This is a genomic window from Bradyrhizobium sp. in8p8 (assembly GCF_000426845.1).
Classification (GTDB): Bacteria; Pseudomonadota; Alphaproteobacteria; order Rhizobiales; family Xanthobacteraceae; genus Bradyrhizobium; species Bradyrhizobium japonicum_C.
In genome coordinates, this window is sequence record NZ_AUGD01000006.1 from 196,351 (window position 1) to 220,138 (window position 23,788).

Genomic DNA, 23,788 nt, shown 5'->3' on the forward strand with positions numbered 1-23,788 from the left:
AAACCCGTGCGGCTGATCCTGATCACATTGACGGCGCTTCTTCTCGCGACGGTGGTCGGCCTGGGTGCGACCTGGATGACGACGACGCGCGGCACCGAGATCGGCGCGCTGACCATCGGCCCCTGGACCGCCCGCCCGCGCACCGGCACCGCCGACGTCGATCCCTATTCGCGCGCCACCATTGTGCGCAATGGCGAGTTGCCGATCGGCACCGGCGACGGTGTCGCCTTCACCGCCACGACCGACGACAAGAGGAAGGCGCTCGACGGCCGCTGCGACGTGATCGTCTCCGGCGTGACGCCGCCGGCGCGGTTCTGGACGCTGACGCTGTATGACCGCAAGGGCCATCTCGTCGCCAATTCGCTGCAGCGCTACGGCTTCACCAGCCAGGAGATCGTGCGCCAGTCCGACGGCTCGTTCGAGATCCGCATTGCCTCGCGATCGCGCGCCGGCAATTGGCTGCCGACCGGCGGCATCGAGCGCTACGCCTTGATGCTCCGGCTCTACGACACGCCGGTCGGGGTTGCGACGCGCACCCAGCGCGATGCGCCGATGCCCAGCATCACGACGGTGGGCTGCTCATGATACGACTCGCATTCACGATCGTCGCGGGCGTGGTGCTGGGCCTCGTGGTCCATCTCGTCAGCGTGCTGGCGCTGCCGCGGATCGCGACGCAGGATGCCTATTCGCGGCTGACGCCGATGACGAAGGTGAACGCGGTCACCCAGCTTCCCCTCGCCGACCCCAGCACGTCACCGATGCCGTTCATGGATCCTGCCTTTGCGCTGGCGATCTGCCGCTACGATCTGTCGAGCGGACCGATCAAGCTCACGGTGCCGGTGAGTCAGGCCTATACCTCGCTGTCGTTCTACACCCGCAACGAGATCGCCTATTACGCCATCAATGACCGCTCGGCGGGCCGCAAGGTCATCGAGCTCGACCTGATGACGGAAGCGCAACACAGCGAGCTGCCCGAGGACGAAGAAGTCACCGCGGCCGACCGCCTGATCATCGATTCCCCGACCACGACCGGCCTGATCCTGATGAAGGCGCTCGCCCCCGAGCCCGGCCTGATGGCGCAGGCGCAAAGCTCGCTTCAGGCTGCAACCTGCACCCCGCAGACCGAGCCGCCGGCCAAGGCCGAGGCGCCGCGCCGCCGGCGGTGAGCGCGGCCATGGCGGCAACGCAAAACGAAAACTGCGAAAACAACCCCATGCACAGTAGCCGGAGCATTGAGATCAATGTGCTCTTCGGTCAGCGACGACGAAGCTGCCGGGCGACGCGCGCGCTCCTTTGACTCGTCGGGCAAAACACCGGCATACTGGCAGCATCGAAAGTTCGTCACACCCGCGCGGAGCAATCCGCCGCGGGTTTCTTCATGCTCGAGTGCCGGCGGACCCCAGCGGCTGAAACTGCGATCTCGTACGTCGATCCAGCAAGCGTGCGAAAGCTGACCCGCATCTGTCGCTTTCCTGAGACCACACAGCGGCAAGATATCACCACCACTCGACATGGTAGCCGAGCAACATAACGAGATGCTGGGCCCGATCCGGCCTCTGCGCGTTTGACTCGGTCTTCCGCTGTGATACCTGTGCGCGGGGGGCAGGTGAATGACGGGGTTCGCTTACAAGCGACGGATCGGCCGGGGCACTGCTATTGTTGCAGCCTATGCGTTGGTCTTGAATGTCATCCTGTCCGGCATGCTGGTCGCAAGCATCTCCCCTCTGGCCGGCGCGGCGGCTCAAGAGCTCTGCATCAGCGGCGACAACGGAGATGCCGCTCGGACCGATGATGCGGACAAGCACGGCAAGAAGACGAACGTACACTGCCCGCTCTGCGTGGGACACCACGTATCCGGCGCTCTGCCGCCGCCTCAACCCACGTTGACCGATCGCATTCCGCTCACGGCAAGTGCTGCCTATTGGTTTCGGCAGCGGATCGTCGCCTATGCGCGATCTTTCGACCATTTGTCGCGTGGACCACCCGCACTGACCTGATGTTGCCCTCAGGCGGGCGCGAATATTCGCGCTCCCGGCTCTGATCCGCATGCCTGCCCCAGCGGCGGGACGTGCGCGCAGAGCTCGAGCGGGCTTGGCCATCGCTCATTTCCGACATCATCGGCAGGGCCGCCAGCGCGCGCCCCGCTTCCGTCATGCGCCGGCGTGATCGCTGGCCTCACATAGAAACGCTCATGTCCAACACATCAACCAGCCTGCGCCGGTCCATCCTGGCCGCGACGACGGCGCTCATCTCACCTGCCCTGCCTTGTGCGACTTCGCTGCTTCCGCCTTTCGTCACAACGGCCTCCGCGCAATCGGCGGAGCGGCTGCCACCCGTGACGGTCAATTCTCCGCAACAACGCAAACGAAAGCCGCGCGGCGTCGTCGCGGCCGCCCCACCCGCGGCAGCACAAAGCGGCGACATCTCTGCGCCAGATCAGAGTCCGAGTTCAGTGCCCGCATCCGCCAGCCTGCCGCCGAGGGCGGGTTTCGATCGCGGCCTTTCGTCGAGCGACTCCGCCTCTCTCGTCACTGCCCTGCCCGGCGGTGCGGCATGGGGTGCCGGCGGCGTCTCGAGCCTGCCCGCCATCAACGGATTTGGGGCCGACCGGCTGCAGGTCGCGATCAACTCGATGCTGATCAGCCCCGCCTGTCCGAACGAAATGAATCCGCCCCTGTCGTTCGTCAATCCGGCGATGATTGCGAAGATGCGGGCCTATCTCGGCGTCGGACCTGTATCGGTCGGAGGCGACTATATCGGCAGCCGTATCGACGTCACCACTGCGCCGCCGGCTTTCACGCCGGCACAGGCCGGCTGGGTTGCCAGCACCCGGCTTTCGAGCTTCTTCCGCAGCAACGGCAACGCCTATGGCGTCGATGCAACTGCAACCCTGGCCAACCACGACACGAGCGTCACCTACACGGGTGGCTGGGTCCGCTCGGGCAACTACAAGGCCGGCGACGGAACGACGGTCAAGTCAACGCTCTACGAGACGCAGAACCATGCCATCAGCATCTCGAAGCAGGCGCTCGGCAATCTCTTTGCTTTCCAGATTGGCGGTCAGTTCATTCCGTACCAGGGCTATGTCAACCAGTACATGGACATGGTCTATAACCGCGGCCTCTATGCAAACGGCCGTTACGAGGGCGTGTTCGACTGGGGCAAGTTCGAAGCCAGCGCCTTCGTGCACCAGATCCGGCACACCATGGGATTCATTGCGCCCGACAAGATCGGCGAGATGCCGATGGACACGAAGGCTCTCGACGCCGGCTATTCGATGAAGGCGACAGTGGCCCTCTCCGGTCATGACCTGCTTCGCATCGGCAACGAGCTGGCCGTCAACCGGCTCGACGATTGGTGGAGCCCCGTGGCCGGATCGATGATGATGAGCCCGAACGCGTTCATCAACATCAACGGCGGCACGCGCGATCGCCTCGGCACGTTCGTCGAGTGGGAACGCCACTGGGATCGGCAGTGGACATCGATCCTCGGTTTGCGCAACGACGTCGTGTGGATGAACACCGGCAACGTGCAGGGCTACAATGCGATGAGCTACGGCGCGGATGCGGCTGCCTTCAACGCGCTCGACCGTGCCCGCGCCGACGTTCATGTCGACGGCTCCGCCCTCCTCCGCTACGAGCCGAACGACATCAGCCAATACGAATTCGGCTTCGCCCGCAAGACGCGCTCGCCCAATCTCTACGAACGCTACGCCTGGTCCACCAATGCGATGGCGATGAAGATGATCGGCTGGTTCGGCGACGGCAACGGCTATGTCGGGAATCTGGACCTCAAGCCTGAGAAAGCTCACACCGTCAGCTTCACTGCGGGCTGGCACGATCCTGCGCAACGGGTCTGGGGCGTGAAGCTCACGCCCTATGCCAGCTATGTGCACGATTACATCGATGTCGATCGCTGCTCGACTGCGAGCTGCCTCGCGAGCAATCCCGCGAACCTGACGGCGAACACCGGCTTTGTATACCTGCAGTTCGCCAATCACGACGCGACGCTCTATGGCATCAATGTCGAGGGGCGGCTGACCGTATGGGACAATCCAATCTATGGTCAGGGGCAGGTGCGCGGCCTGATCGGCTATGTTCGAGGTCAACGAACCGATGGCGTTGACCTCTATCACATGATGCCGATCAACGCAAAATTCGCGCTCGACCATCTCCTTGGCGGCTGGACCAATAGCATCGAACTGCAACTCGTCGGCTCGAAGGATCAGGTCAGCCAGGTTCACAATGAGCTCACGACACCGGCGTATGCGCTGCTCAATTTGCGTACGGGTTACCAGTGGCAGCACGTCCGACTCGACCTCGGCATCGATAATCTGTTCAACCAGAATTACCACCTGCCATTGGGTGGCGCCGACCTGGTCGACTACAAGGTCGACTCGATGATGGGGTCCTCGGCCGCCTACGGCTACAACGTGAAGGGACCAGGCCGCTCGTTCAACGCGCGGCTCAGCGTCAACTTCTGACCGGACCAGATGCCACGCGGCGATAGACTCGAAGTCGCCGCGTGGCGGGCCGGGGCCGTCGAACGTCCGTTGCGTGAAGCCACCGTCCAGTCGCGGAAACAGCCAATGCGCCGTCACTTCCGCTGCCGACTGCGCCGACTGATCGGGAATCTGGAGCAGCGCGGACTTCTGCAGACACGGGGTCACCGGCGGTTTCCAGGGGTGGACAGCGGCTTTTCACGGACACGGCTACGGTGGGGCGCGATGCGCTGCGCAGGAGCGACCTCCAAACGCGCAACACTCTGAATCCGGTCAACTTTCCCCGCCGCAGTCATCCGCGCCGCTGCGATTGGCCCGCAACTTGCTCATGCGAGTATGATGATCGACTCAAGTCGTCATACTCATGTATGACGACTTACACCAAACATCATACCGCGTGAGGCCGTCGATCGGCCGTCGGTGCGGTAGCGGGGGGCAAGTTGCGTAGAATTTCCTGGCGCGTGGTTCTGGCCGGCATGGCGTTATCAGGCGCTTCTGCCGCAAATCCAGTTCACGCGCAGACGGGACCTGGCGGATCTGCGGCGGGGGCGTTGCCGCCGGTCACTGTCGCGGCGCCCGAGACGGCGCTCAGACGCGTGCGGCGCCCAGAGCTCTCGGCAAGGACAAACGCCGCGCGTCAGGCGCAGCGATCGCCCGTCACGCAGCGCGCATCGCCGCAGCAAGCGGGCACGGGCTTCTCCGCTGGTGCGACGCCGGGACGGGGCGACGTGTCGAGCGCGGTGACCGCGCTGCCGGCGGCCGTAACGGTGATGGACGCACCGGCGATCAGCCGGCTGGCGGTTGCAACCTATGGCGACCTGTTCCGCTCGCTGCCAGGCTTCAATGTGTCCAACTATGGCCAGGGCGGAATCGGCTACGGGCTTTCGCTGCGCGGCTATACCGAATCCGAACACGGCCGCGACATCGCCTATTACATCGACGGCGTCCCGCTCAACGAGGTTTCCTCGCTGCATACGCCGAACTATGCCGACCTCAACGTGCTGTTTCCGGAGACGGTCAAGAGCATCGAGATCGTGCGCGGGCCGTTTTCGGTCGAGTACGGCGACTCCAATATGGGCGGCTCGGTCAACATCACGACCAAGCAGGCCGAACTCTTTGCGAGCCTCGGCATCTCCGGAGGCACGCAAGGCACGGCCCGGGGCGTCGCGACCTACAGCACGACGCAGGGCGCGTGGCTGCCCTATCTCGCGTTCGAGGGCTATCACACCGACGGCTACCGCGATAACAGCTTCATCAATCGCTACAACTCGTTCAACAAGGTCACGACGACGCTTCCGGACGGCGCCACCGTGTCGTTCCGTGCGCAGGCCTACGGCACCGAATACGGCTCGCCGGGCTATGCCAGTCGCGACGCCATTGCCGCAGGAACGATCTCCGAACGCTCGGCGACCAATCCGACCGACGGCGGCAACAAGCAGCTCGAAAACCTCGTCACCAATTACAGCTCCGGTGCACAGGACCAGGAGCTGAAAGGCACCCTGTTCGTCAGCCACCAATTCTCGAACCGGTTCGCGGATTTCGGCGGCGGCCAGCGCGTGCAGCACGAGGATCGCACGATGGTTGGCGGCCGCGTCAGCAAGACCTGGAGCGGAGCCATCGGCGACGACATCCCCGTGCAGGTCCTGCTCGGCAGCAATTGGCGCACCGACTTCATCGAGGCGTTCCAGGCGCCGACCCTCGCCCGCGCCGTGTCCGGCCCGGCCGCGGTCAATGTCGGGTTGACCGAGACGAACATCGCCGGCTTCGGTCAGGTCCAGGTCAAGCCGTTGCCCTGGCTCAAGTTCACGGCCGGTGGGCGTTACGACCAGTACTACTACGACATCAACGACCGCACCACGCCTGGCGGCACGCCGAATCATTCGAACGGCATTGCAAGCCCAAAGGCCGGCGTCGCCATCGCGCCGTTCAAATGGCTGGAGCTGTTCGCCAATTACGGCGAGGGTTTCCGCAGCATCGACGTACCCGCAGAGCTGATCGGCAATCCCGGCATTCAGCCATTCAGGATCGTCAGCCGCGAGGGCGGCGTCCAGTTCACGTTCGATCGCTTCAGGCTGCTGGCGAGCTATTGGACGACGGACTCGGCCAACGAAGCGTTCCAGGCGGCGCCCGGTCTGCCCGTGACGTTCCTGGGCAAAGCCCGGCGCAACGGATACGACGTCGATGCCCGCTGGTTCGTGATCAAGGATCCCGTCAACAACGTCTCGTTGTTCGCCAACTATGGCGGCGTCTCGGCTCGCCTCGTCGACGCTGCGCCCTCCTACTTCGTCCCGAACGTGCCGAGCTACGTCGCCAATGTCGGCGTTGATTTCAACGTCGCGACGGTCAATGCGCAAGTCCTGTCCGGCTCGGTCTATGTGACCTTCGTCGGCAAGAAGAACCTCACGCAGGACGGTCTCATCACCACCTCACCCTACTCCCGCGTGACCGGCAAGCTCGCCTATTCCTGGCCCGAGGGGTGGACCGCGTTCACGCAGGCGACCTGGTATCCCGGCGATCGCCTCAGCGAAATCGCCATCAATTTTGGCGATCCAGTCGACGCAAGGACATCCGACATCTTCGTCAGCGCGCAGCCGACAATCGCCGTGCTTGCGGGCGTTTCGTATCGTTTCCCGACCGTAATAGCGGGGGCAACTCCAAGGCTGGTGACCAAATGAGCCGTACCTTCCCTCGTCTCGCGCACACGCTGCTCGCAACCGGGCTTGTTCTCGGATCGACAGCATCCGCCTCGGCACATGATGTCTGGCTCACGTTCTCGGGGCCAGCCAGCGCACGTTGCGCCATCGTCAATTACGGTCATCCGGACGACCGCCCGCCCGCTTTCGCGGACAAGGTCGTGGACCTCTTCATGATCACGCCGAAAGGCCGCAGCTCGCTGCTCGACGGGCTTGCGATCGCATCCGACAAGGGCATCCAGATCGCACGAACGAAACCGTTCGACGATGCCGGGCATACGCTGCTCGCGGCGCGTTACGACAACGGTTTCTGGGTCAGGACGACAGACGGCCTCTATCGCAACGCAACCCGGCGGCTCGTGCCTGACGCCGCCGAGAGCTTCTGGTCCGGCAAGTTTGCAAAAGCGATCACGGGGGCTGACGCACCCTGGCAGGAGGTGCTTGGACACGACCTCGAGCTCGTGCCACTCACCGATCCAGCCAAGGCGAGGCCTGGTGAGGCGCTCAAGGTCAAGGTGCTGTTTCGCGGCAAGCCTCTCGCCGGAGCGGAGGTCGAACGTGGCGACGGCAAGACCGCGGCTGCGGAGAAGGACATTCCAAAATTCAAGACGGACGCGGAAGGCGTGGCGGCTGTCACCATCGTCAAGCCGGGTCCCCATCTGCTGGTGATCGATCACCGTGCGGCGCCGTCAGTCACGCCCGATCAGGCAAGGGCCGACCTCTACAATGCGACATTGTGGTTCAGCACGGCCGCCAAGCAGCGCTGATCGCAGTCGTGACTTTGTCGCTCTGCCGCTGAACCGGCCGCTGACCTCCTCCGGAGCCGAGCTCGGATCAGCGCGCGTGGCAGCAGCTGTCACGCGACAGTAGGACGCAACCTCAGATCGCCTGCGCTGTTGAAGCCACGCGTCTCGATGGCTATCGGTTCAAGAAATCGTCTGAATCGGAGGAACGCATGAGCACCATCACCGGCGGCTGTCACTGCGGCGCAATCCGCTACGAAGTCGAGGGCGACGCGATTGTGCATGCGCTGTGCCACTGCCGCGATTGCCGGCTCCACGCCGGCGCCCCGGTCGTCGGCTGGACGATGTACCCGGACAATGCCGTCAAGGTGATCAAGGGCGAACCGAAGGTCTACCACTCCTCGGAACACGGCCGACGGCAGTTCTGCGGCGACTGCGGCACCGGCCTGTTCTACTTCAATGCCAGCATGCTGCCGGGGATCATCGACGTCCAGAGCGCGACCTACGACGATCCCGAAGCCGTGCCGGCGACGATGCAGATCCAGGTCGCCGAGCGTCTTCGCTGGATGGAGCATGCGCACGAATTGCCGGCGTTCGACCGCTATCCTCCACAGCCTTAGCGGCGGAAGGAACATCCGGCTCTTTCATCCAGAGACCGGCAACCCTCAAGTCGTGCGTCAGCTCAGCGATGGTGGTGGTGCCGTCGCGCAGCGTCGCTGGACGTGTACCCGCGCAGCTCGGCGTATCTTGCCAGTTGCGCCTGGTCGAGAAGCACCGCAGTGCGCAGGTGGTATTTGAGATGGGCTTGCCGCAGCTCGCCCTGCGTCGTCGCGATGGCCGCGATGGCAAGAGCCAGAGTCTCGGCGGTGATCGTGCGGCTGGCGAATTGCCGATCCAGGTCCGCTTCCTTCTCGATCAATTTACTACCGATGGGCGTGGTCTCGGCCTTCATCTCGGAGAACATCTCCTGGACCTTGCTCCGCTGCTCCTGATTCAACCCGAGCTTGTCTGCGAGCTCAAGCACGTGGGAGGGCCCGGGATATCCGTTGAGCTCGGCCGCCAGCGCCAGCCCCATGCCGCGTCCCGCCTGCAGATCATCAATCTGCTGCTCCGAGAGCGCCTTGATGTGCCGGGACTGCATGCCGGCATACGATGTCTGTGCCGAAACGGCGGCCGGCACGAGCAAAGCGATGATCAAAACGAGAAGCTTCATGACTTTCCACCCATGTTGCGGGACATCAACCACGATCATGCTTCGAACAATAACCCAGATCGCGATGGCAATTCATCCCAATCTCGTCGCGCCGTGCTCCGCCATCAAGGCTCAATCGATCGCCTGCGAGCCGACAAAGCGCATGTATGGCCTTTGCCCCTCGGCACCAAACAGCACGACCTCGTAACGCTGCGGCCTGCCGCCTTCCATCCCGGGCGATCCGATCGGCATGCCCGGCACGGCGATGCCCCGCGCATTGGGACGCTCCAACAGGAGGCGCCGTACGGCCGTCGCCGGCACATGCCCCTCGACGACATAACCGGCGACCTCCGCTGTGTGACACGCGGCCAAGTCCGGGGGGATACCGAGACGGCTCCAATCGCGTCGAGGTCGGCGGTCTCCTCCACCTGGACGGTGAATCCTCTATCGCGGAGATGCCGCACCCAGCCATCGCAGCAGCCGCAGTTCGGATCCTTATGGACCCTGACGACAGTTTCGTCGGCCTGCGCCGCGTCGGCAGGCCCGGCAAGGAATGCCGCCGCCATCAGCCCTGCGAACGACCGGCGGGTCATCACATGTGCGCGTTCCTTCATCTTAGACTTCCTTTCTCTCATCGTTGGACCGCAAGGTCGGAGGGTCGCGGGCATCAACGAGGGCCCGCCTGGCCCTCGTACATAAACGTCATTGGCTTCAGCCCATTCATGTACCCGGTGCGCATCTCGTCGATGCGAAAGCCGTTCCGGGTCAAGACGTCGGCAATGTCCCGATTGAGATGACAACCGCCGGAGATGCGCATCCATGCGGGGGTCAGTCGATCCTGCCACCAGCGCACGCGCGGTTCGGGCGCGCGGCCATGCTCGACGAAGACCAGCTTCCCTCCCGGTTTCAGCACGCGCCGCGCCTCTGTCATCGCGCGATCGACGTTCGGAATGCTGCACATGGTCCAGGTCGTCAGAACCGTATCGATGCTGCGGTCGTCGATCGGAATTGCCTCGGCCGAAGCTTCAACGAGATCGACTGGAGTTTCCGGCTGTGGAGCGGCTCGCGCCATCTCGAGAAGCTTTGCAGCGGGTTCAAGCCCCACGAGCTGCGTCACAGTAGCTCCGTAGAACGGCAGGTTGCGGCCGGACCCGATGCCGATCTCGAGTACCCGGCCGTGAGCCGCACGGGTCGCGCGTTGCCGATAGGGCGCAAGCTCTTCGTTGCGCATCGCAAGGTCGCAAAGCCGTGGAAGAATGAAGTCGTTGTAGAAGCCCATGCGCGCATCTCCTGGCATCGCCGCTCAATGGTCTTGCTGATCTGTTCAGGTGCGGCAAAGATCCCCTCCGCACGATCGCCCATCTTGCCGGCGCCGCCCCAATATTGGAACGAAAACGACCGATGTGGCGATCAATTCCATGATCCCGAACATCGCCGACATGATGTCGTGCGCCATGGCTCGCCTCATTCGGCAGGCTCCAGCAGCCGCAATCCCGGACCAATCGACTTTGACATTTCGGTCGGTTGTCCGCTGTCCTCGGCCCTGGGAGGCAAGCCGAAGCCTTTCACCAGCCCGAAGATCGCCGGGATCACGATCAGCGTGAGCAGCGTCGAAGAGATCATGCCACCAATCATCGGCACTGCGATCCGCTGCATGATCTCCGACCCGGTTCCGGTGCTCCACATGATCGGCAGCAGGCCCGCCATGATGGCAACCACGGTCATCATCTTGGGACGGACACGCTCGACGGCGCCCACCATGATGGCCTCGTTGAGATCCCGCCGGGTGAAGACGCTCCCCTCGGCGCTGCGCCTGGCCTTCAGCTCGGTCAGCGCGTGCTCGAGGTACATCAGCATCACGACGCCAGTTTCGGCGGCGACACCGGCGAGCGCAATGAATCCGACGGCGACGGCGACCGACAGGTTGAATCCGAGCCACCACATCATCCAGATGCCGCCGACCAGCGCGAAGGGCAGCGACAGCATGACGATGAGCGTCTCGGTCATGGCCCTGAAGTTCAGGTACAGCAGCAGGAAGATGATCGTCAGCGTGACCGGGACCACGATCTTCAGGCGCGCTGCCGCGCGCTGCAGATACTCGTACTGACCGCTCCAGACGACATAGGTGCCGGCAGGAAACTGGATGCTGTCGCTCACGGCAGCCTGCGCGTCTTTAACGTAGCTGCCGATGTCGCGATCGCGGATGTCGACGTAGACATAGGTCGCGAGCTGGCCGTTCTCGGTCCGGATCGACGTCGGCCCCCGCGCCGGCTCGACCTTCGCGACCTCGCCGAGCGGCACCGCGCCACCGGCCGGCATCGGCACCAGGATGTCGCTGGCGATGGCCTTCGGATTGTCGCGCAGATCGCGCGGATAGCGCATGTTCACCGTGAAGCGCTGCCGGCCCTCCACTGTCGTCGTCACCGTCTGACCGCCGAGCGCGGCCGCGATGGTGTCCTGAACGTCCTGGATCAGGATGCCATAGCGGGCGAGCGCCTCGCGGTCCGGGACGATCTCGAGATAGTACCCGCCGATGCCGCGCTCGGCATAGGCCGAGGACGTTCCGGGGACGGTCTTGATCACCTGTTCGACCTGCCGCGCCAGCCGGTCGATTTCGACGAGATCGGTTCCCATGACCTTGACGCCGACAGGCGTGCGGATGCCGGTGGACAGCATGTCGATGCGCGCCTTGATCGGCATGGTCCAGGCGTTGGAGACGCCCGGAAACTGCAGCGCCTTGTCCATCTCCGCGATGAGGCTGTCGACAGTGACGCCGGGGCGCCACTGCTCCTTCGGCTTCAGGTTCACGACGGTCTCGAACATCTCGGTCGGCGCCGGATCGGTCGCGGTCGCCGCCCGACCCGCCTTGCCGTAGACGGACGCGACCTCCGGAAACGACTTGATGATGCGGTCCTGCGTCTGCATCAGCTCGGCGGCCTTGGTGACCGAGATGCCGGGCAGCGTCGTCGGCATGTAGAGCAGCGTGCCCTCGTCCAGCGTCGGCATGAACTCGGTGCCGAGCTGCCGCGCCGGCCATATCGTGACGGCGAGCACGACGAGCGATGCCAGGATCACCGGCGTCTTGGCGCGCAGCACGCCCTTGATGACCGGACGGTAGATCCAGATCAGGAATCGATTGATGGGATTCCTGTGCTCCGGCACGATCCTGCCGCGGACGAAGATCACCATCAGCGCCGGCACCAGAGTGACGGACAGCAGCGCCGCCGCGGCCATCGCGAAGGTTTTCGTGAAGGCCAGCGGGCTGAACAGCCGCCCTTCCTGCGATTCCAGCGTGAAGATCGGCATGAAGGAGACGGTGATGATCAGCAGGCTGAAGAACAGAGCCGGGCCGACCTCGGACGCCGCATCGATCAAAGTCTGAACGCGCGACTGACCTGGCCCGGCGCGTTCGAGGTGCTTGTGCGCGTTCTCGATCATGACGATCGCGGCATCGACCATGGCACCGATCGCAATCGCGATGCCCCCGAGGCTCATGATGTTCGATCCCAGGCCCAGCAGCTTCATGGCGCCGAACGCCATCAGCACGCCGACCGGCAGCATCAGGATCGCGACCAGCGCACTGCGGACATGGAGCAGGAACACGATGCAGACCAGCGCGACAACGATGCTTTCCTCGACCAGCGTGTGCTTGAGGGTATCGATGGCCGCGTAGATCAGGTTGGAGCGATCGTAGACCGGGACGATCTCGACCGACTTCGGCAGGCTGCTCGCGATCTCCTTGAAGCGCTTCTTGACGTTTTCGATGACGTCGAGGGCGTTGACGCCGAAGCGCTGCAGCACGATGCCGCTTGCGACCTCGCCCTCGCCGTTCAGTTCGGCGATGCCGCGCCGCTCGTCGGGACCAAGCTCGACATTGGCGACGTCCCGCAGCAGCACCGGCGTGCCATTGCTCGTCTTCAGGACGATGTTGCCGAGATCGTTGATGCTCCTGACGTAGCCCTTGCCGCGAATGACGTATTCGAACTCCGACAGCTCGACCGTGCGCCCGCCGACATCGGAATTGCTGGCGCGGATCGCCTCCCGGATCTTCTGCATGCTGATGCCGCGATCGCGCATCCGCTGCGGATCGAGCACCACGTTGTATTGCTTGACGAAGCCGCCGATGCTGGCGACCTCGGCGACGCCTTCGGCCTTTGCCAGCGCGAACTTCAGATTCCAGTCCTGGATCGTGCGCGTGTCCGCCAGATTCAGTTCCTTCGACAGGACGGCGTATTGATAGACCCAGCCGACGCCGGTCGCATCCGGTCCGATGGTCGGAGTGACGCCGGCCGGAAGCCGCGACGCCGCGCCGTTCAGGAATTCCATGACGCGCGAGCGCGCCCAGTAGATGTCCGTGCCGTCTTCGAAGATCACATAGACGAACGACACGCCGAAGAAGGAGAAGCCGCGCACCACCTTCGATTTCGGCACGGTCAGCATCGCCGTCGTCAAGGGATAGGTGACCTGGTCCTCGATCACCTGCGGCGCCTGGCCGGGATATTCGGTGTAGACGATCACCTGCGTGTCCGAGAGATCCGGGATCGCATCCAGCGGCAAGTGAACCAGCGCATAGAGGCCGGCCGCGGCCGCAAAGCCGGTGCCGAACAGCACCAGCAGCAGGTTGCGCGCCGACCAGGCGATGATACGGGCGATCATTTGTGCTCTCCGGTCGCATGGCCCGCGTCGGAAGCTTGAGGAGCAGCCTCGGCAAAGCCCTTGAGCGCGGCCTTCAGATTGCTTTCCGCATCGATCAGGAAGTTGGCGGAGGTGACGACGGCCTCGCCGTCGGCAAGTCCGTCCCGCACCTCGATGTAGCCGCCGCCGCGCCGGCCGAGCTTCACCTCGCGCGGCTCGAAACGCCCGCTCCCCTTGTCGACGAGCACGGCCTGGCGCGTGCCGGTGTCGAGCACCGAGCTGTCCTCGATCGCCAGGACCGGCGTCGTATCGGCCGTGTCGATCTCGGCATCGACATACATGTCCGGCAGCAGCGCCGCGTCGGGATTGGCGAGCTCGATCCGGACGCGAACCGTCCGCGTTTCGCGGTTCACCTGCGGATAGATCACCGCGATCCTGCCGGTGAATGCCCGGCCGGGAAAGCTCCGCGCGCGCACCGCAACGGACTGCCCCACCGCGATATTGCCGAGATCGCGCTCGGCAACGTCGACCAGAGCCCACACCAGCGAGGTATCGGCGATGCGGAACAGCACGTCGCCGGGATTGGCGCGCATGCCTTCGATCGCGTTGCGCTCAAGCACGACCCCGTCGCGCGGCGCCGACCACTGGATGGTGACGGGCGCGACGCGCGTTCTCTCCATTCCGGCAATGACCTGATCGGGAACGTCGAGATTGACCAGCCGTTGCCGCGAGCCGCGGCCGTAGGCCTCGACCCCGCCGGTTGTTTTGGAATTGATCGTCGAGAGATATTCGGCGGCGGCAGAGGCGACCGCAGAACTGTAGATTTCCATCAAGGGCTGGCCCGCCTTCACGCGGGTGCCGGTGGTGACGTCCGCGACCTTCTGCACGAAGCTTTCTGCGCGCATCGCGATCACCGAGACGCGGCGTTCGTCGAGCTGGATCGTGCCGGGCGCCTTCACCAGGACCCGGATCGACCGCCGCTCGACGGCCTCGGACTTCACGCCGCTGCGCTGGATCTTGCCGGGCGAAAGCTTCACCGTCCCATCGTCGACATCGTCGCCTTCGTAAACGGGGACATAATTCATCCCCATCGGATCCTTCTTCGGCACCGGCGAGGTGTCGGGCAACCCCATGGGATTGCGGTAGTAAAGGATCTTGCGCGATCCTGCCGGCTGTTGCGGCTTCGGCTCCGCCGGGGCAGCCTGATCGTCGTCGTAGACCGGCAGATAGTCCCGCCCGTCCTCGTCCTTCCTGGGCCCGGCCGACCAAAGCGGCGCACCGCTCGGATCGCGGTAATAGAGCGGAGTAGCGCCGTCTGCGGTCGCCGAGGCGACCTCGGCGTGGACGGACCAAGGTCCATCGATCAAGAACAAGGAGGCGCCCAGGGCCAGGCTGCCGGTGAGCGCGAGTGCTGTGAGAAGACGTTGCGTGTTCATCGCCAGATACCGCGCGCCGCGGGCGCGCGTCCATGTGAATGAGGAAGAGAAGCTCGGGCGTCGTCCGACGCCCGAAGGCTCACTTGGTGGCCTTGATGATGACCTTGCCGTTGACGGTGTCGGGCTCGCCCTGCACCTTCGCGGAAAGCGTGACCTGGTAGCGGCCTGCCATCGACAAATCCGTCTTGAAGACGTAGATGCCCGGCTCGTTTGACGGCAGCGGCGTGACGTCCGACTCCATCTCGGCCATGCCGTCGGGCGCCATGTCCACGCGCGTTCGGAAAATGACGGCGTCCGGCACCGGCTTGCCGGTCCGCTTGTTGGTCAAGCGAAGGGCCAGCGTGACGTCGTCGCCCTTCTTCATCTCGGGATTGACCGGCTCGAAAGCGTAGTCACCCGCGCCGGCCATGGCACCTGATGCGGCGAGCGAAAGGGTGGCGGCAAGAGCCGCGGTGCTGAATCTGGAGAGCATTGTCCTGTCCTCATGAATTGATCTTCCGCCGTGACGCTGGAAGCGCGCACGTCAGTCATCGTCGCGCGCAGGCGTGCCGCACGCGTCGCTGGCTTGGGAGGTCAGATTCGAGGAGGCCGGAAGGGAGGGCTGCCGCCGCGGAAGGAGACGACCTGGTCGGCGGGAATGGCGGTTTTCCCCGCCGCTATGGCAAGTAACGCAAGCGCCAGGGGGTGGATGTCTGCGAGTGCGATGGTGCTGCCGACGCAGCAGAAGCCCATGCCGCACATGTAGCCGCCGGTGTCGGAACCCGTTCCTTTCATGTCGGGACAGCAATCGTCCACCGACATATCGCCGCCGCCGCCCATCTGCATGGTCGCATGCATCTGATCCGACGATATGGCGAGGCTTGAAGCGGACACGCCAGCCGGCAGCATCGCCAAGGATACGGCGATGGCGAATGCCAGGATGGTACGGACGATCCGCATCAGGATGTGCTTAACCTTTTCGATACTTCTTGGAACCGCAGCAGGTTCTTCTAGCATAATCCGCCGCCGAAAGCATTCTTTGATCCGGGTCAAGCATTCGTGAGCGAGGCTCCGACGAATGCCATCGCGCAAGCTACGAATGCTCGCCTGCCGTCGCTTGGGCGTTCTGATCCGCACGAAGCAGCAGAAGCGCGAACAAGGCGGTGACCGAGGCCAGTGCGCTGATCCAGAGCGCGCTGCTGCCGACATGCTCCACCAGCAGTCCCAGCGCAAGCGGCGCGAAAGCGCCTGTTGCCCTGGAGGGCAGCGAGATCACGCCGACACGCCGGCCGAATCCCACCGGCCCGAACAGCGCCAATGGCAGCGTACCACGGGCAATGGTGATGATGCCGTTGCCCGCGCCATACAGCACCGTGAAGGCCGGCGCGAGCCAAGGGCCGCCCGCGACCAGCGCAAGCACGCCGATCGGATTCATGAGCATCGCGAGCCTTGCCGACAGCAGCGGATGAAACCGGCTGAGCCATCCTGCTTCGAGCAGGCGGGCGCCGACTTGCGCAGGTCCGACCAAGGCGCCTGCGAACAACGCCTGTGCCGGCGTCGCGCCGAACGCAACCAGCATGGTCGGCAGAATGGCCGAGACTCCCGAGCTCACGAAGCTCGCGGCCGCAAACATGTATGCCAGCAGCAGCATTGCGAAGGTCTCGCTCTGGCCGCTGGACTGTCGGCTCGCGCTCGTGGTCGATCGGGAGTCCTCGGCCAATGGAACGGCACGGGGCAACGAACAATTGAGCGGCAAGGCAACGCAAATATGGATCGCCGCCCATACCTGGCAGGCCGCGCGCCAGCCGTACTCCGAAGCGAGCCATGTCGTGAGCGGCCAGCCGAGAGTGCTGGCAAAACCGGCGATCAGGGTGATGCCGGTGATCGTTCCTCGCGCATTGGCGCCGTAGATGCGCGCAAGCGTCGCGAACGCCGCTTCATAGAGGCCCATGCCCATGCCGATCCCCAGCAGGATCCAGGCTGCTATCAGCACCGCCACATCATAAGCCGCGGACAACAGGAGCAGACCCGCGACGAAGACAAGGTTCGAGACCGCAAGCAGGCTGCGCCCTCCGAACGTATCGATGGAATGCCCGACGCGTGGGCCGAGCAGACCGGAGATGACGAGCGCTCCCGACAGCGCGCCGAACACGTAGGTCGGCGCAAGGCCGAGATCGCTTGCAATCGGCGCGGCCAGGATCGCAGGGAGATAGTAACTCGACGCCCACGCGATGGTCTGCGCGGTACCGAGCGCGATGACGACGGCGAGCGATCCCGCAGCGCCTCGTCTCATGAGCAACCGCATCCCGCGCCGCCTGCCTTCTTGGCCGACTCGTCGGCGGCGCAGCAGGCCGAAGGCTCGGTTTTGGCAGGACCGCCGCAGCATCCCGCTGCGCCGACGGACTCGACGTCGCCACGCGTGCAGACGCCGGTCTCCGGCAGCACGAGTTCGACCCGTGCCGCAGCCTCCTTGTCGCCGGCGATGTCGGCGACGATCGAGCGGACCTGCTCGTATCCGGTCATCATCAGGAAGGTCGGCGCCCGGCCGTAGGATTTCATGCCGGCGAGATAGAAGCCGGGCTCATCATGCGTCAGTTCCCGCGCACCATGAGGCCGCACCGTTCCGCAGCTATGCTCATTGGGATCGATGAGCGGCGCGAGCGCGACGGGCGCCTCGATTGCCGGATCGAGCCGCAGCCGCAGCTCGGATAGAAACGAGAGATCGGGACGGAAGCCGGTCGACACCACCAGCTCATCCGCAACCACACTCCGCGCACCGCAGCAGGCACCTGCTGAAATCCTGAGACGCCCCTCGAAGTCCGAGAGGTGGGTGACACCGAAGCCGGTCTCGACCTTGATTTTTCCAGCAGCTACGAGCGCGGCGAAGGTGGAGCCAAGTTCGCCGCGGGCGGCGAGCTTGTCGTTGCTGCCGCCGCCGAAGGCCTTGGCAGGATCGCCGCCGCGCAACAGCCAAACGGGCTTGGTGCCGGGCACCTCCTCGGCGAGCTGCGCGAGATCGATCAGCGTGCCCAGCGCGGAATGGCCGGCGCCGAGCACGGCAACGGTCTTGCCGGCATATCTGCCGCGCGCAGCGCCCCGCACGTCCGGCATGCCGTACGCGATGCGGTCGCCGCACTCGGATTCGCCGATCGCAGGCAAGCCGTTGCTGCCGGCGGGATTGGGCGAGAACCACGTACCTGAGACGTCGATGACGGCATCGGCGCGCAGCACCTCAGGGCCCTTGCCGTTCTGATAGCGGATTTCGAAAGGCGCTTGCTCCCGCCCCTTCGTCTTCGCCTTGTCGAAGCCGACGCGGCTGATGGCCGTGACACGGCTCGAGGTCCGGATGGTGTCGCGCAGCGGCGTTCGCGTTGCGAGCGGCGCGAGATAGCGCTCGATCAGCTCGCCGCCGGTCGGATAGGAGCTCGGGTTCGGCGAGTTCCATCCGGTCGGCGCAAGCAGCCGCGTCGAAGCCTTGTCGACGTTGTATTCCCACGGCGAGAAGAGCTGGACGTGCTGCCATTGACGCACCGCATGCCCGGCCTCGGGCCCGGCTTCGAGCACGATGGGGGAAATGCCGCGCTCGAGCACATGCGCGGCGGCTGCGAGACCGACCGGGCCCGCTCCGATGATAGCTACCGTCTTCTTATCCATGTCGAACTCTCCATCCTTCTAGAATTATGGAACAAGAAGCCAAATGAATCAGGCTGCCGTCTGGGCATCCCTGCATCCGGTTTCTTCGGCACAGCACTCCGCAACCAGGAAGTCGACCAGCCCGCGCACGGCGTCGAAATTGGCGCGGCAGATCAGGGTCGTCGATTCCCTGCTCTGACTGACCAGTCCGACCAAGACGAGCGCCTTGATGTGGTGCGACAGCGTCGATGCGGGGATCTTCAGCTTGTCCTGCAAGCGGCCGACCGGCATGCCCGCGTGCCCGGCCCGAACCAGCGCCCGATAGATCTGCAGGCGGGTCCGATTTCCCAGGGCTTCCAGGCGTGCTGCTGCGTCGTCGATCTTCATGAGCCACACGATGCGCCGGTGCGGACCGATTGTCAAACGATATTTCTAGAATATTCGAAACATTGCGCCGCGAGATGCGGATTCCGGGTTGACGCCGCCCGCATAAATCCATAAATCTGGATATATGGAAACGGAGCAAGCTGTCCTGGCGCTCGCCGCGCTGTCTCAACCGACACGTCTGGAGGCGTTCCGGACGCTGGTCAGACACGAGCCTGACGGTCTTGCGGCCGGCGACCTCGCGCGCCTGCTGGAAGTCCCCCAAAACACGCTCTCGGCGCATCTGTCGATTATGAGCCGCGCGCGCCTCGTGTCTTCCGAGCGGCACAGCCGCTCGATCATCTATCGCGCCAACCTCGGCGAATTTCGTGACATCGCGCTCTTCATGCTGCGCGATTGCTGCGGCGGACGGCCGGAAGTTTGCGAACCCGTCGTCGAGAGCCTGCAATCGTGCTGCGCTCCCAATCGAAAGGAGAAGGCCCGTGCCTGATCGCGTATACAACGTGCTGTTCCTTTGCACGGGCAATTCAGCCCGTTCCGTGCTCGCAGAATCGATCCTTCGCAAGGACGGTGCCGGGCGCTTTCGCTCCTTCTCCGCAGGGAGCACGCCGAAGGGCGCCGTGCATCCGCTGGCGCTGCGCACGCTGCAGAGCATGGACTACCCGATCGACGGGATGCGCTCCAAGAGCTGGCTGGAATTCGCAGCCGCCGACGCACCGGTGATGGATTTCGTCTTTACCGTCTGCGACAACGCCGCCGGCGAAGCATGTCCCGTCTGGCCCGGCCAACCGATGACTGCGCATTGGGGCATCGAAGATCCTGCGGCCGTCGAAGGCACCGAGATCGAAAGACTTGCGGCCTTCTCGCGCGCGTTCCGTTACTTGAAGAACCGTATTGGCGCCTTCGTGAACCTGCCCCTCAGCGGCATTGACCGGCTTTCCCTCGGGACCAAGCTTCGGGAAATCGGCCGATCCGAGGGAGCGACCTCCGGCAAGAGCGACGTGGCTTAGCGATGAGCATCTTCGAACGATACCTCACGCTGTGGGTCGCGCTTTGCATCGTGGTCGGCGTGGCGCTGGGCCACGTGATGCCCGGCTTCTTCGGCGCCGTTGCGGCTGCCGAGGTCGCCAAGGTCAACCTGCCGGTCGCGATGCTGATCTGGCTCATGATCGTGCCGATGTTGCTGAAGATCGACTTCGGCTCGCTGGGCCAGGTCCGGGAGCACTGGCGGGGCGTCGGCGTGACCCTCTTCATCAACTGGGCCGTAAAGCCGTTCTCGATGGCGCTGCTCGGCTCCTTCTTCATCGGTCACCTCTTCGCACCGTGGCTGCCGTCCGCTCAGATCCCATCCTACATCGCCGGCCTGATCCTGCTTGCGGCTGCACCGTGCACCGCGATGGTGTTCGTGTGGTCCAATCTTTGCGAGGGAGAGCCCCACTACACGCTGAGCCAGGTCGCACTCAACGACGTGATCATGGTCTTCCTGTTTGCGCCGCTGGTGGGGTTGCTGCTCGGAGTCGCCTCGATCAGCGTCCCCTGGGACACACTGCTACTGTCCGTCGTGCTTTACATCGTGGTTCCCGTGGTCGTCGCTCAGCTGTGGCGCAAGATGCTGCTGCGAGAAGGCCCCGATGGCTTCAACCGCGTCATGCGAATGCTGCAGCCACTATCGCTTGTCGCACTCCTTGCGACCCTGGTCCTGCTCTTCGGCTTCCAGGGAGAGCAGATCGTCAGGCAGCCCGGCGTCATCGCGATCCTTGCCGTCCCTATTCTCGTGCAAGTCTATCTCAATGCGGGCCTGGCCTATTGGCTGAGCCGGCGGTTCGGCGTGGCCTGGTGCGTGGCGGCCCCAGCGGCGCTCATCGGCGCCAGCAACTTCTTCGAGCTGGCAGTCGCCGCCGCGATCAGCCTGTTCGGTTTGGAGTCCGGCGCGGCGCTGGCAACCGTGGTTGGCGTCCTTGTCGAGGTGCCGGTGATGCTGTCCGTCGTCCGCATCGTCAAGGCTACGCGGGGGTGGTACGAAGCGGGAGCGGGTAAAGTCCCGGCGGCTGCCGAGGCCCACCAATAAATCATCATTCGCCGGCGGCAGAGCGGCATGCCGGTCTGCCAGTTACCGAGAGATACGTCGATGAGCGTCACGATCTATCACAACCCGGCTTGCGGCACTTCACGCAACACCTTGGCCATGATCCGGCAGAGCGGTGTCGAGCCTGTCGTCGTCGAGTATCTGAAGACCCCGCCGTCCCGCGACAGGCTGGTCGAGCTCATCCAGGCGATGGGGATCTCCCCTCGCGCGCTGCTGCGAGAGAAAGGCACGCCCTTTCGCGAGCTTGGCCTCGACGATCCCAAATGGACCGATGACGAGCTGATCGATCAGATGGTCGCCCATCCCATTCTCATCAACCGTCCGATCGTGGTGACGCCAAAGGGGACGCGCTTGTGCCGACCGTCGGAGGCCGTGATTGATCTCCTGGACGATCCCGTCGGCCGCTTCGTGAAGGAAGACGGCGAAGTGGTCGAAGCGCGATAGGCTTCCAGCGCGTCTCCTCGCGCCGCTCGATCGGCGCGCAGAACACGGAGCGTGGAATCAGGCGGGACCCGCCTGCTGCGAGCCCGCGTTGAGGAGCTGGGAAACAGCCGCGACGACCTGGGCCGGCGCGAACGGCTTTTGAAGCAAAATGCTGTTTGGCACACCGAGTACAGGCCACTTGTCGGCGGCGCCGCCGGTCATGTAAACCACGGGAAAGTGAGGATCGATCTCACGGGCGGCTCTCGCGACTTCCCAGCCGTCGCGATCACCGAGCAAATTGACGTCGGTTACGAGAGCGCGGTAGGGCACGAGACCACCCTTCAGCAGCGCGATAGCTTCCTTGCCCGTCTTCGCAGTTGCGATCTGAAAGCCTCCCTCTGCAAGGGCGTCTTCAACAACAGCCAGGATCGCATCCTCGTCTTCTATCACCAAAATTAATGGCAGTTCCGTCGCCATGTCGTTCCCCGTTACCGCTACTCTGTCTAAAAGTGCACACAACGTGGTTTGTTCCGGCGGCAGAACGGAATCTGCAGCAACGGGAGAGGAACCGGCGGCGTCCGGCCCTCATCCATAACCTTGCGCCGCCTGGACACCTCTCGACTTGAGCTTGAGACGGGAACAATCCTGCGATTGCCAAGTTTTCCCGATGCCCTTCCCCAAGGGCACCCCGAATGGCCCCAGCTCAATGCCCCCCGATATCCCCCGCGAGCTGGGGCCTCTTTTTACGAGCCTTACTTGCGGTGCCCATAGCGGCAAACGCCGCGAGCGAGCCGCGTGGATGCGGACCTATCCGAGCAATCCCTTCAACCCCGCATAGATCGAGCCGACGCCGGTCGCGGCAACGCCGGCCAGCGGCCCCAGAGTCTGCATGAGATCCTGAATCAGGCGGGCTCGGCGACGCAGTTGCTCTTCGCCGACATGCTGCCCCAGCAGGCGCGCCACGCGGAAGGCGAACGCGTTCGGCTTGCCGCCTTGGGTCAGCACACGCGGTGCGATCTGGAAGATCACGACGCTGAGTATGTTACCTGAGACGAAGGCAAGCAGGATGCTGGCACCATATTCGAACACCTCCCGCCACTCGATCCAGACCGTCGGGAGAATGGGAACACCATCGTGCACTCCTGTCACCGTGAGCATCGCGAGGATACTGACACTTGCGGCCAGGAACGCCAGCACGAGGGCCGTCAGCGCGGACACCCGGTGCAGCGGATAGGCGAGAAAACCGAACAGGAGCGGTATGACGATCGATGCAATCCGAAGCGGGACCGGCGACACGTTGAACGTGATGGTCACCAGCACATGCGCGATCACCAGCAGCAGCGATGGAATACCGACATAGAGCACCGCATGCGTTGCGTAATAGCGCAGCGGATTGTTGTAGCGCTCGAGCCGGACATTGACCCGATCAAGGTCCCGCCTGAGCTTGTCCAGATCGGCAACGATTTCTTCGATTTCGAGCAGCATCGGTCGCACGACGCGTAAATCCCGCGAGCAATGCTTGCACGCGATGGCTTCGTCCTTGATCGTCTCGGCGCAGAACGGACATTCCATCGCTAGAGCGACTTTCTCCGCCTCATGAAAGCCTCGACCTCGCTCCTGGCCCGCTTCAGCTCGTCGCGCAGTTCCTCGCGCTTGCGCAGGAGATCATCGCGCTCCGCAACCAGTGTGGCGGGAGCGGCGATGTCGCGCCCGCAGGACGCGCAAACCAGCGCGCCCTCCATATTCTCGGAAAGGCAGTAAGGACATGTCACCTGGGTGCGACCTTCAGCGTGAAGACGGTCGTGCCCGGCCGGCCATCACTGTCCTTGATGTCGACCCGCACCGCGTATTCACCTGGCGGCAGCTCTGCATCCTGCATGTTGATGCCATCGGGTTTCACGAAGGGCTTGATCCGAGGGGTCAGGTCGACGTTCGGCGTCCGGAGGAAGATCATCTTGACGGACTCCGGATCGATCTTGGTCCCGCCGAACGACTCGAACTTCAACATCAGCTGCATCGGTGAGCTGACGGAAGCGCCGGGGGAAACGAATTCGACTTTTGGACCGCGCAAGATGCCGCGCCT

General features: G+C 64.1%; 25 protein-coding genes. 11 read left to right on the plus strand and 14 right to left on the minus strand.

Annotated elements, in window-relative coordinates:
* The first annotated feature begins 6 nt into the window (after positions 1 to 6).
* The 7 genes from K408_RS0117545 (at position 7) to K408_RS0117575 (ending at position 8,557) form a co-directional block, all read left to right on the plus strand.
* Positions 7 to 585: a DUF1214 domain-containing protein gene (locus tag K408_RS0117545; protein ID WP_024339833.1), complete on the plus strand. Its 579-nt coding sequence runs from the start codon at positions 7 to 9 to the stop codon at positions 583 to 585.
* Entirely contained in the window at positions 582 to 1,166 is a 585-nt protein-coding gene (locus K408_RS0117550) for a DUF1254 domain-containing protein (RefSeq protein ID WP_024339832.1), read from the plus strand. Before K408_RS0117545 ends, K408_RS0117550 begins: the two co-directional genes overlap by 4 nt.
* 444 nt (positions 1,167 to 1,610) lie before the next feature.
* The gene (locus tag K408_RS38135) at positions 1,611 to 1,997 is read left to right on the plus strand and encodes a DUF2946 family protein (protein ID WP_024339831.1); all 387 of its coding nucleotides are present in this window, start codon (positions 1,611 to 1,613) and stop codon (positions 1,995 to 1,997) included.
* A gap of 194 nt (positions 1,998 to 2,191) precedes the next feature.
* Positions 2,192 to 4,483: a TonB-dependent receptor gene (locus K408_RS0117560; RefSeq protein WP_024339830.1), complete on the plus strand. Its 2,292-nt coding sequence runs from the start codon at positions 2,192 to 2,194 to the stop codon at positions 4,481 to 4,483.
* A 746-nt stretch (positions 4,484 to 5,229) separates the two neighbouring features.
* Entirely contained in the window at positions 5,230 to 7,176 is a 1,947-nt protein-coding gene (locus K408_RS38140) for a TonB-dependent receptor (RefSeq protein WP_162250089.1), read from the plus strand.
* Complete coding sequence (locus tag K408_RS0117570; protein WP_024339828.1) at positions 7,173 to 7,961, plus strand: DUF4198 domain-containing protein; 789 nt, start codon at positions 7,173 to 7,175, stop codon at positions 7,959 to 7,961. The genes K408_RS38140 and K408_RS0117570 overlap by 4 nt, the downstream gene beginning before the upstream one ends.
* Before the next feature lie 188 nt (positions 7,962 to 8,149).
* Positions 8,150 to 8,557 carry a GFA family protein gene (locus K408_RS0117575; protein ID WP_024339827.1) on the plus strand — a complete coding sequence of 136 codons (408 nt, stop codon included), beginning with the start codon at positions 8,150 to 8,152 and terminating at the stop codon, positions 8,555 to 8,557.
* Positions 8,558 to 8,619: 62 nt separating this feature from the next.
* Here the strand turns inward: K408_RS0117575 and K408_RS38145 are convergent, their stop codons facing one another.
* From K408_RS38145 to K408_RS0117630, 10 genes are all read right to left on the minus strand, one after another.
* Positions 8,620 to 9,189: a hypothetical protein gene (locus K408_RS38145; RefSeq protein WP_051160675.1), complete on the minus strand. Its 570-nt coding sequence runs from the start codon at positions 9,187 to 9,189 to the stop codon at positions 8,620 to 8,622.
* A 72-nt stretch (positions 9,190 to 9,261) separates the two neighbouring features.
* Positions 9,262 to 9,501: a DUF411 domain-containing protein gene (locus K408_RS44105; RefSeq protein ID WP_349509763.1), complete on the minus strand. Its 240-nt coding sequence runs from the start codon at positions 9,499 to 9,501 to the stop codon at positions 9,262 to 9,264.
* A 295-nt stretch (positions 9,502 to 9,796) separates the two neighbouring features.
* Entirely contained in the window at positions 9,797 to 10,408 is a 612-nt protein-coding gene (locus K408_RS0117590; RefSeq protein WP_024339825.1) for a class I SAM-dependent methyltransferase, read from the minus strand.
* Between the two features lie 185 nt (positions 10,409 to 10,593).
* Entirely contained in the window at positions 10,594 to 13,785 is a 3,192-nt protein-coding gene (locus K408_RS0117600) for an efflux RND transporter permease subunit (RefSeq protein WP_024339824.1), read from the minus strand.
* The gene (locus tag K408_RS0117605; RefSeq protein ID WP_024339823.1) at positions 13,782 to 15,200 is read right to left on the minus strand and encodes an efflux RND transporter periplasmic adaptor subunit; all 1,419 of its coding nucleotides are present in this window, start codon (positions 15,198 to 15,200) and stop codon (positions 13,782 to 13,784) included. The genes K408_RS0117600 and K408_RS0117605 overlap by 4 nt, the downstream gene beginning before the upstream one ends.
* 79 nt (positions 15,201 to 15,279) lie before the next feature.
* Complete coding sequence (locus K408_RS0117610) at positions 15,280 to 15,672, minus strand: FixH family protein (protein ID WP_024339822.1); 393 nt, start codon at positions 15,670 to 15,672, stop codon at positions 15,280 to 15,282.
* 101 nt (positions 15,673 to 15,773) lie between these two features.
* Entirely contained in the window at positions 15,774 to 16,232 is a 459-nt protein-coding gene (locus K408_RS0117615; RefSeq protein WP_349509764.1) for a hypothetical protein, read from the minus strand.
* 40 nt (positions 16,233 to 16,272) lie between these two features.
* Complete coding sequence (locus K408_RS0117620) at positions 16,273 to 17,472, minus strand: MFS transporter (RefSeq protein WP_028145913.1); 1,200 nt, start codon at positions 17,470 to 17,472, stop codon at positions 16,273 to 16,275.
* Entirely contained in the window at positions 17,469 to 18,833 is a 1,365-nt protein-coding gene (locus K408_RS0117625) for an NAD(P)-binding domain-containing protein (protein WP_024339819.1), read from the minus strand. Before K408_RS0117625 ends, K408_RS0117620 begins: the two co-directional genes overlap by 4 nt.
* 48 nt (positions 18,834 to 18,881) lie before the next feature.
* Positions 18,882 to 19,199 (minus strand): ArsR/SmtB family transcription factor, encoded by a 318-nt coding sequence (locus tag K408_RS0117630; protein WP_024339818.1) that lies wholly within the window; start codon positions 19,197 to 19,199, stop codon positions 18,882 to 18,884.
* 124 nt (positions 19,200 to 19,323) lie between these two features.
* Here K408_RS0117630 and K408_RS0117635 point away from each other — a divergent pair, with 124 nt between their 5' ends.
* From K408_RS0117635 to arsC, 4 genes are read left to right on the plus strand one after another with little or no spacing between them, the layout of a single operon-like run.
* Complete coding sequence (locus K408_RS0117635) at positions 19,324 to 19,686, plus strand: ArsR/SmtB family transcription factor (protein ID WP_024339817.1); 363 nt, start codon at positions 19,324 to 19,326, stop codon at positions 19,684 to 19,686.
* Positions 19,679 to 20,206: an arsenate reductase ArsC gene (locus K408_RS0117640; RefSeq protein ID WP_024339816.1), complete on the plus strand. Its 528-nt coding sequence runs from the start codon at positions 19,679 to 19,681 to the stop codon at positions 20,204 to 20,206. Before K408_RS0117635 ends, K408_RS0117640 begins: the two co-directional genes overlap by 8 nt.
* Before the next feature lie 2 nt (positions 20,207 to 20,208).
* The gene (gene arsB, locus K408_RS0117645; protein WP_024339815.1) at positions 20,209 to 21,264 is read left to right on the plus strand and encodes an ACR3 family arsenite efflux transporter; all 1,056 of its coding nucleotides are present in this window, start codon (positions 20,209 to 20,211) and stop codon (positions 21,262 to 21,264) included.
* 60 nt (positions 21,265 to 21,324) lie between these two features.
* Complete coding sequence (gene arsC / locus K408_RS0117650; RefSeq protein WP_024339814.1) at positions 21,325 to 21,726, plus strand: arsenate reductase (glutaredoxin); 402 nt, start codon at positions 21,325 to 21,327, stop codon at positions 21,724 to 21,726.
* Positions 21,727 to 21,783: 57 nt separating this feature from the next.
* Here arsC and K408_RS0117655 read toward each other — a convergent pair whose 3' ends face one another.
* The 4 genes from K408_RS0117655 to K408_RS43415 form a co-directional block, all read right to left on the minus strand.
* Complete coding sequence (locus K408_RS0117655) at positions 21,784 to 22,182, minus strand: response regulator (protein ID WP_024339813.1); 399 nt, start codon at positions 22,180 to 22,182, stop codon at positions 21,784 to 21,786.
* 330 nt (positions 22,183 to 22,512) lie between these two features.
* The gene (locus K408_RS0117660) at positions 22,513 to 23,277 is read right to left on the minus strand and encodes a hypothetical protein (RefSeq protein WP_024339812.1); all 765 of its coding nucleotides are present in this window, start codon (positions 23,275 to 23,277) and stop codon (positions 22,513 to 22,515) included.
* 2 nt (positions 23,278 to 23,279) lie between these two features.
* A complete protein-coding gene (locus K408_RS42130) occupies positions 23,280 to 23,477 on the minus strand; it encodes a hypothetical protein (protein WP_024339811.1) in 198 nt (65 codons plus the stop codon).
* Positions 23,474 to 23,713, minus strand: a complete 240-nt coding sequence (locus K408_RS43415) for a hypothetical protein (RefSeq protein WP_230646486.1) — start codon at positions 23,711 to 23,713, stop codon at positions 23,474 to 23,476. The genes K408_RS42130 and K408_RS43415 overlap by 4 nt, the downstream gene beginning before the upstream one ends.
* Positions 23,714 to 23,788: the final 75 nt, after the last annotated feature.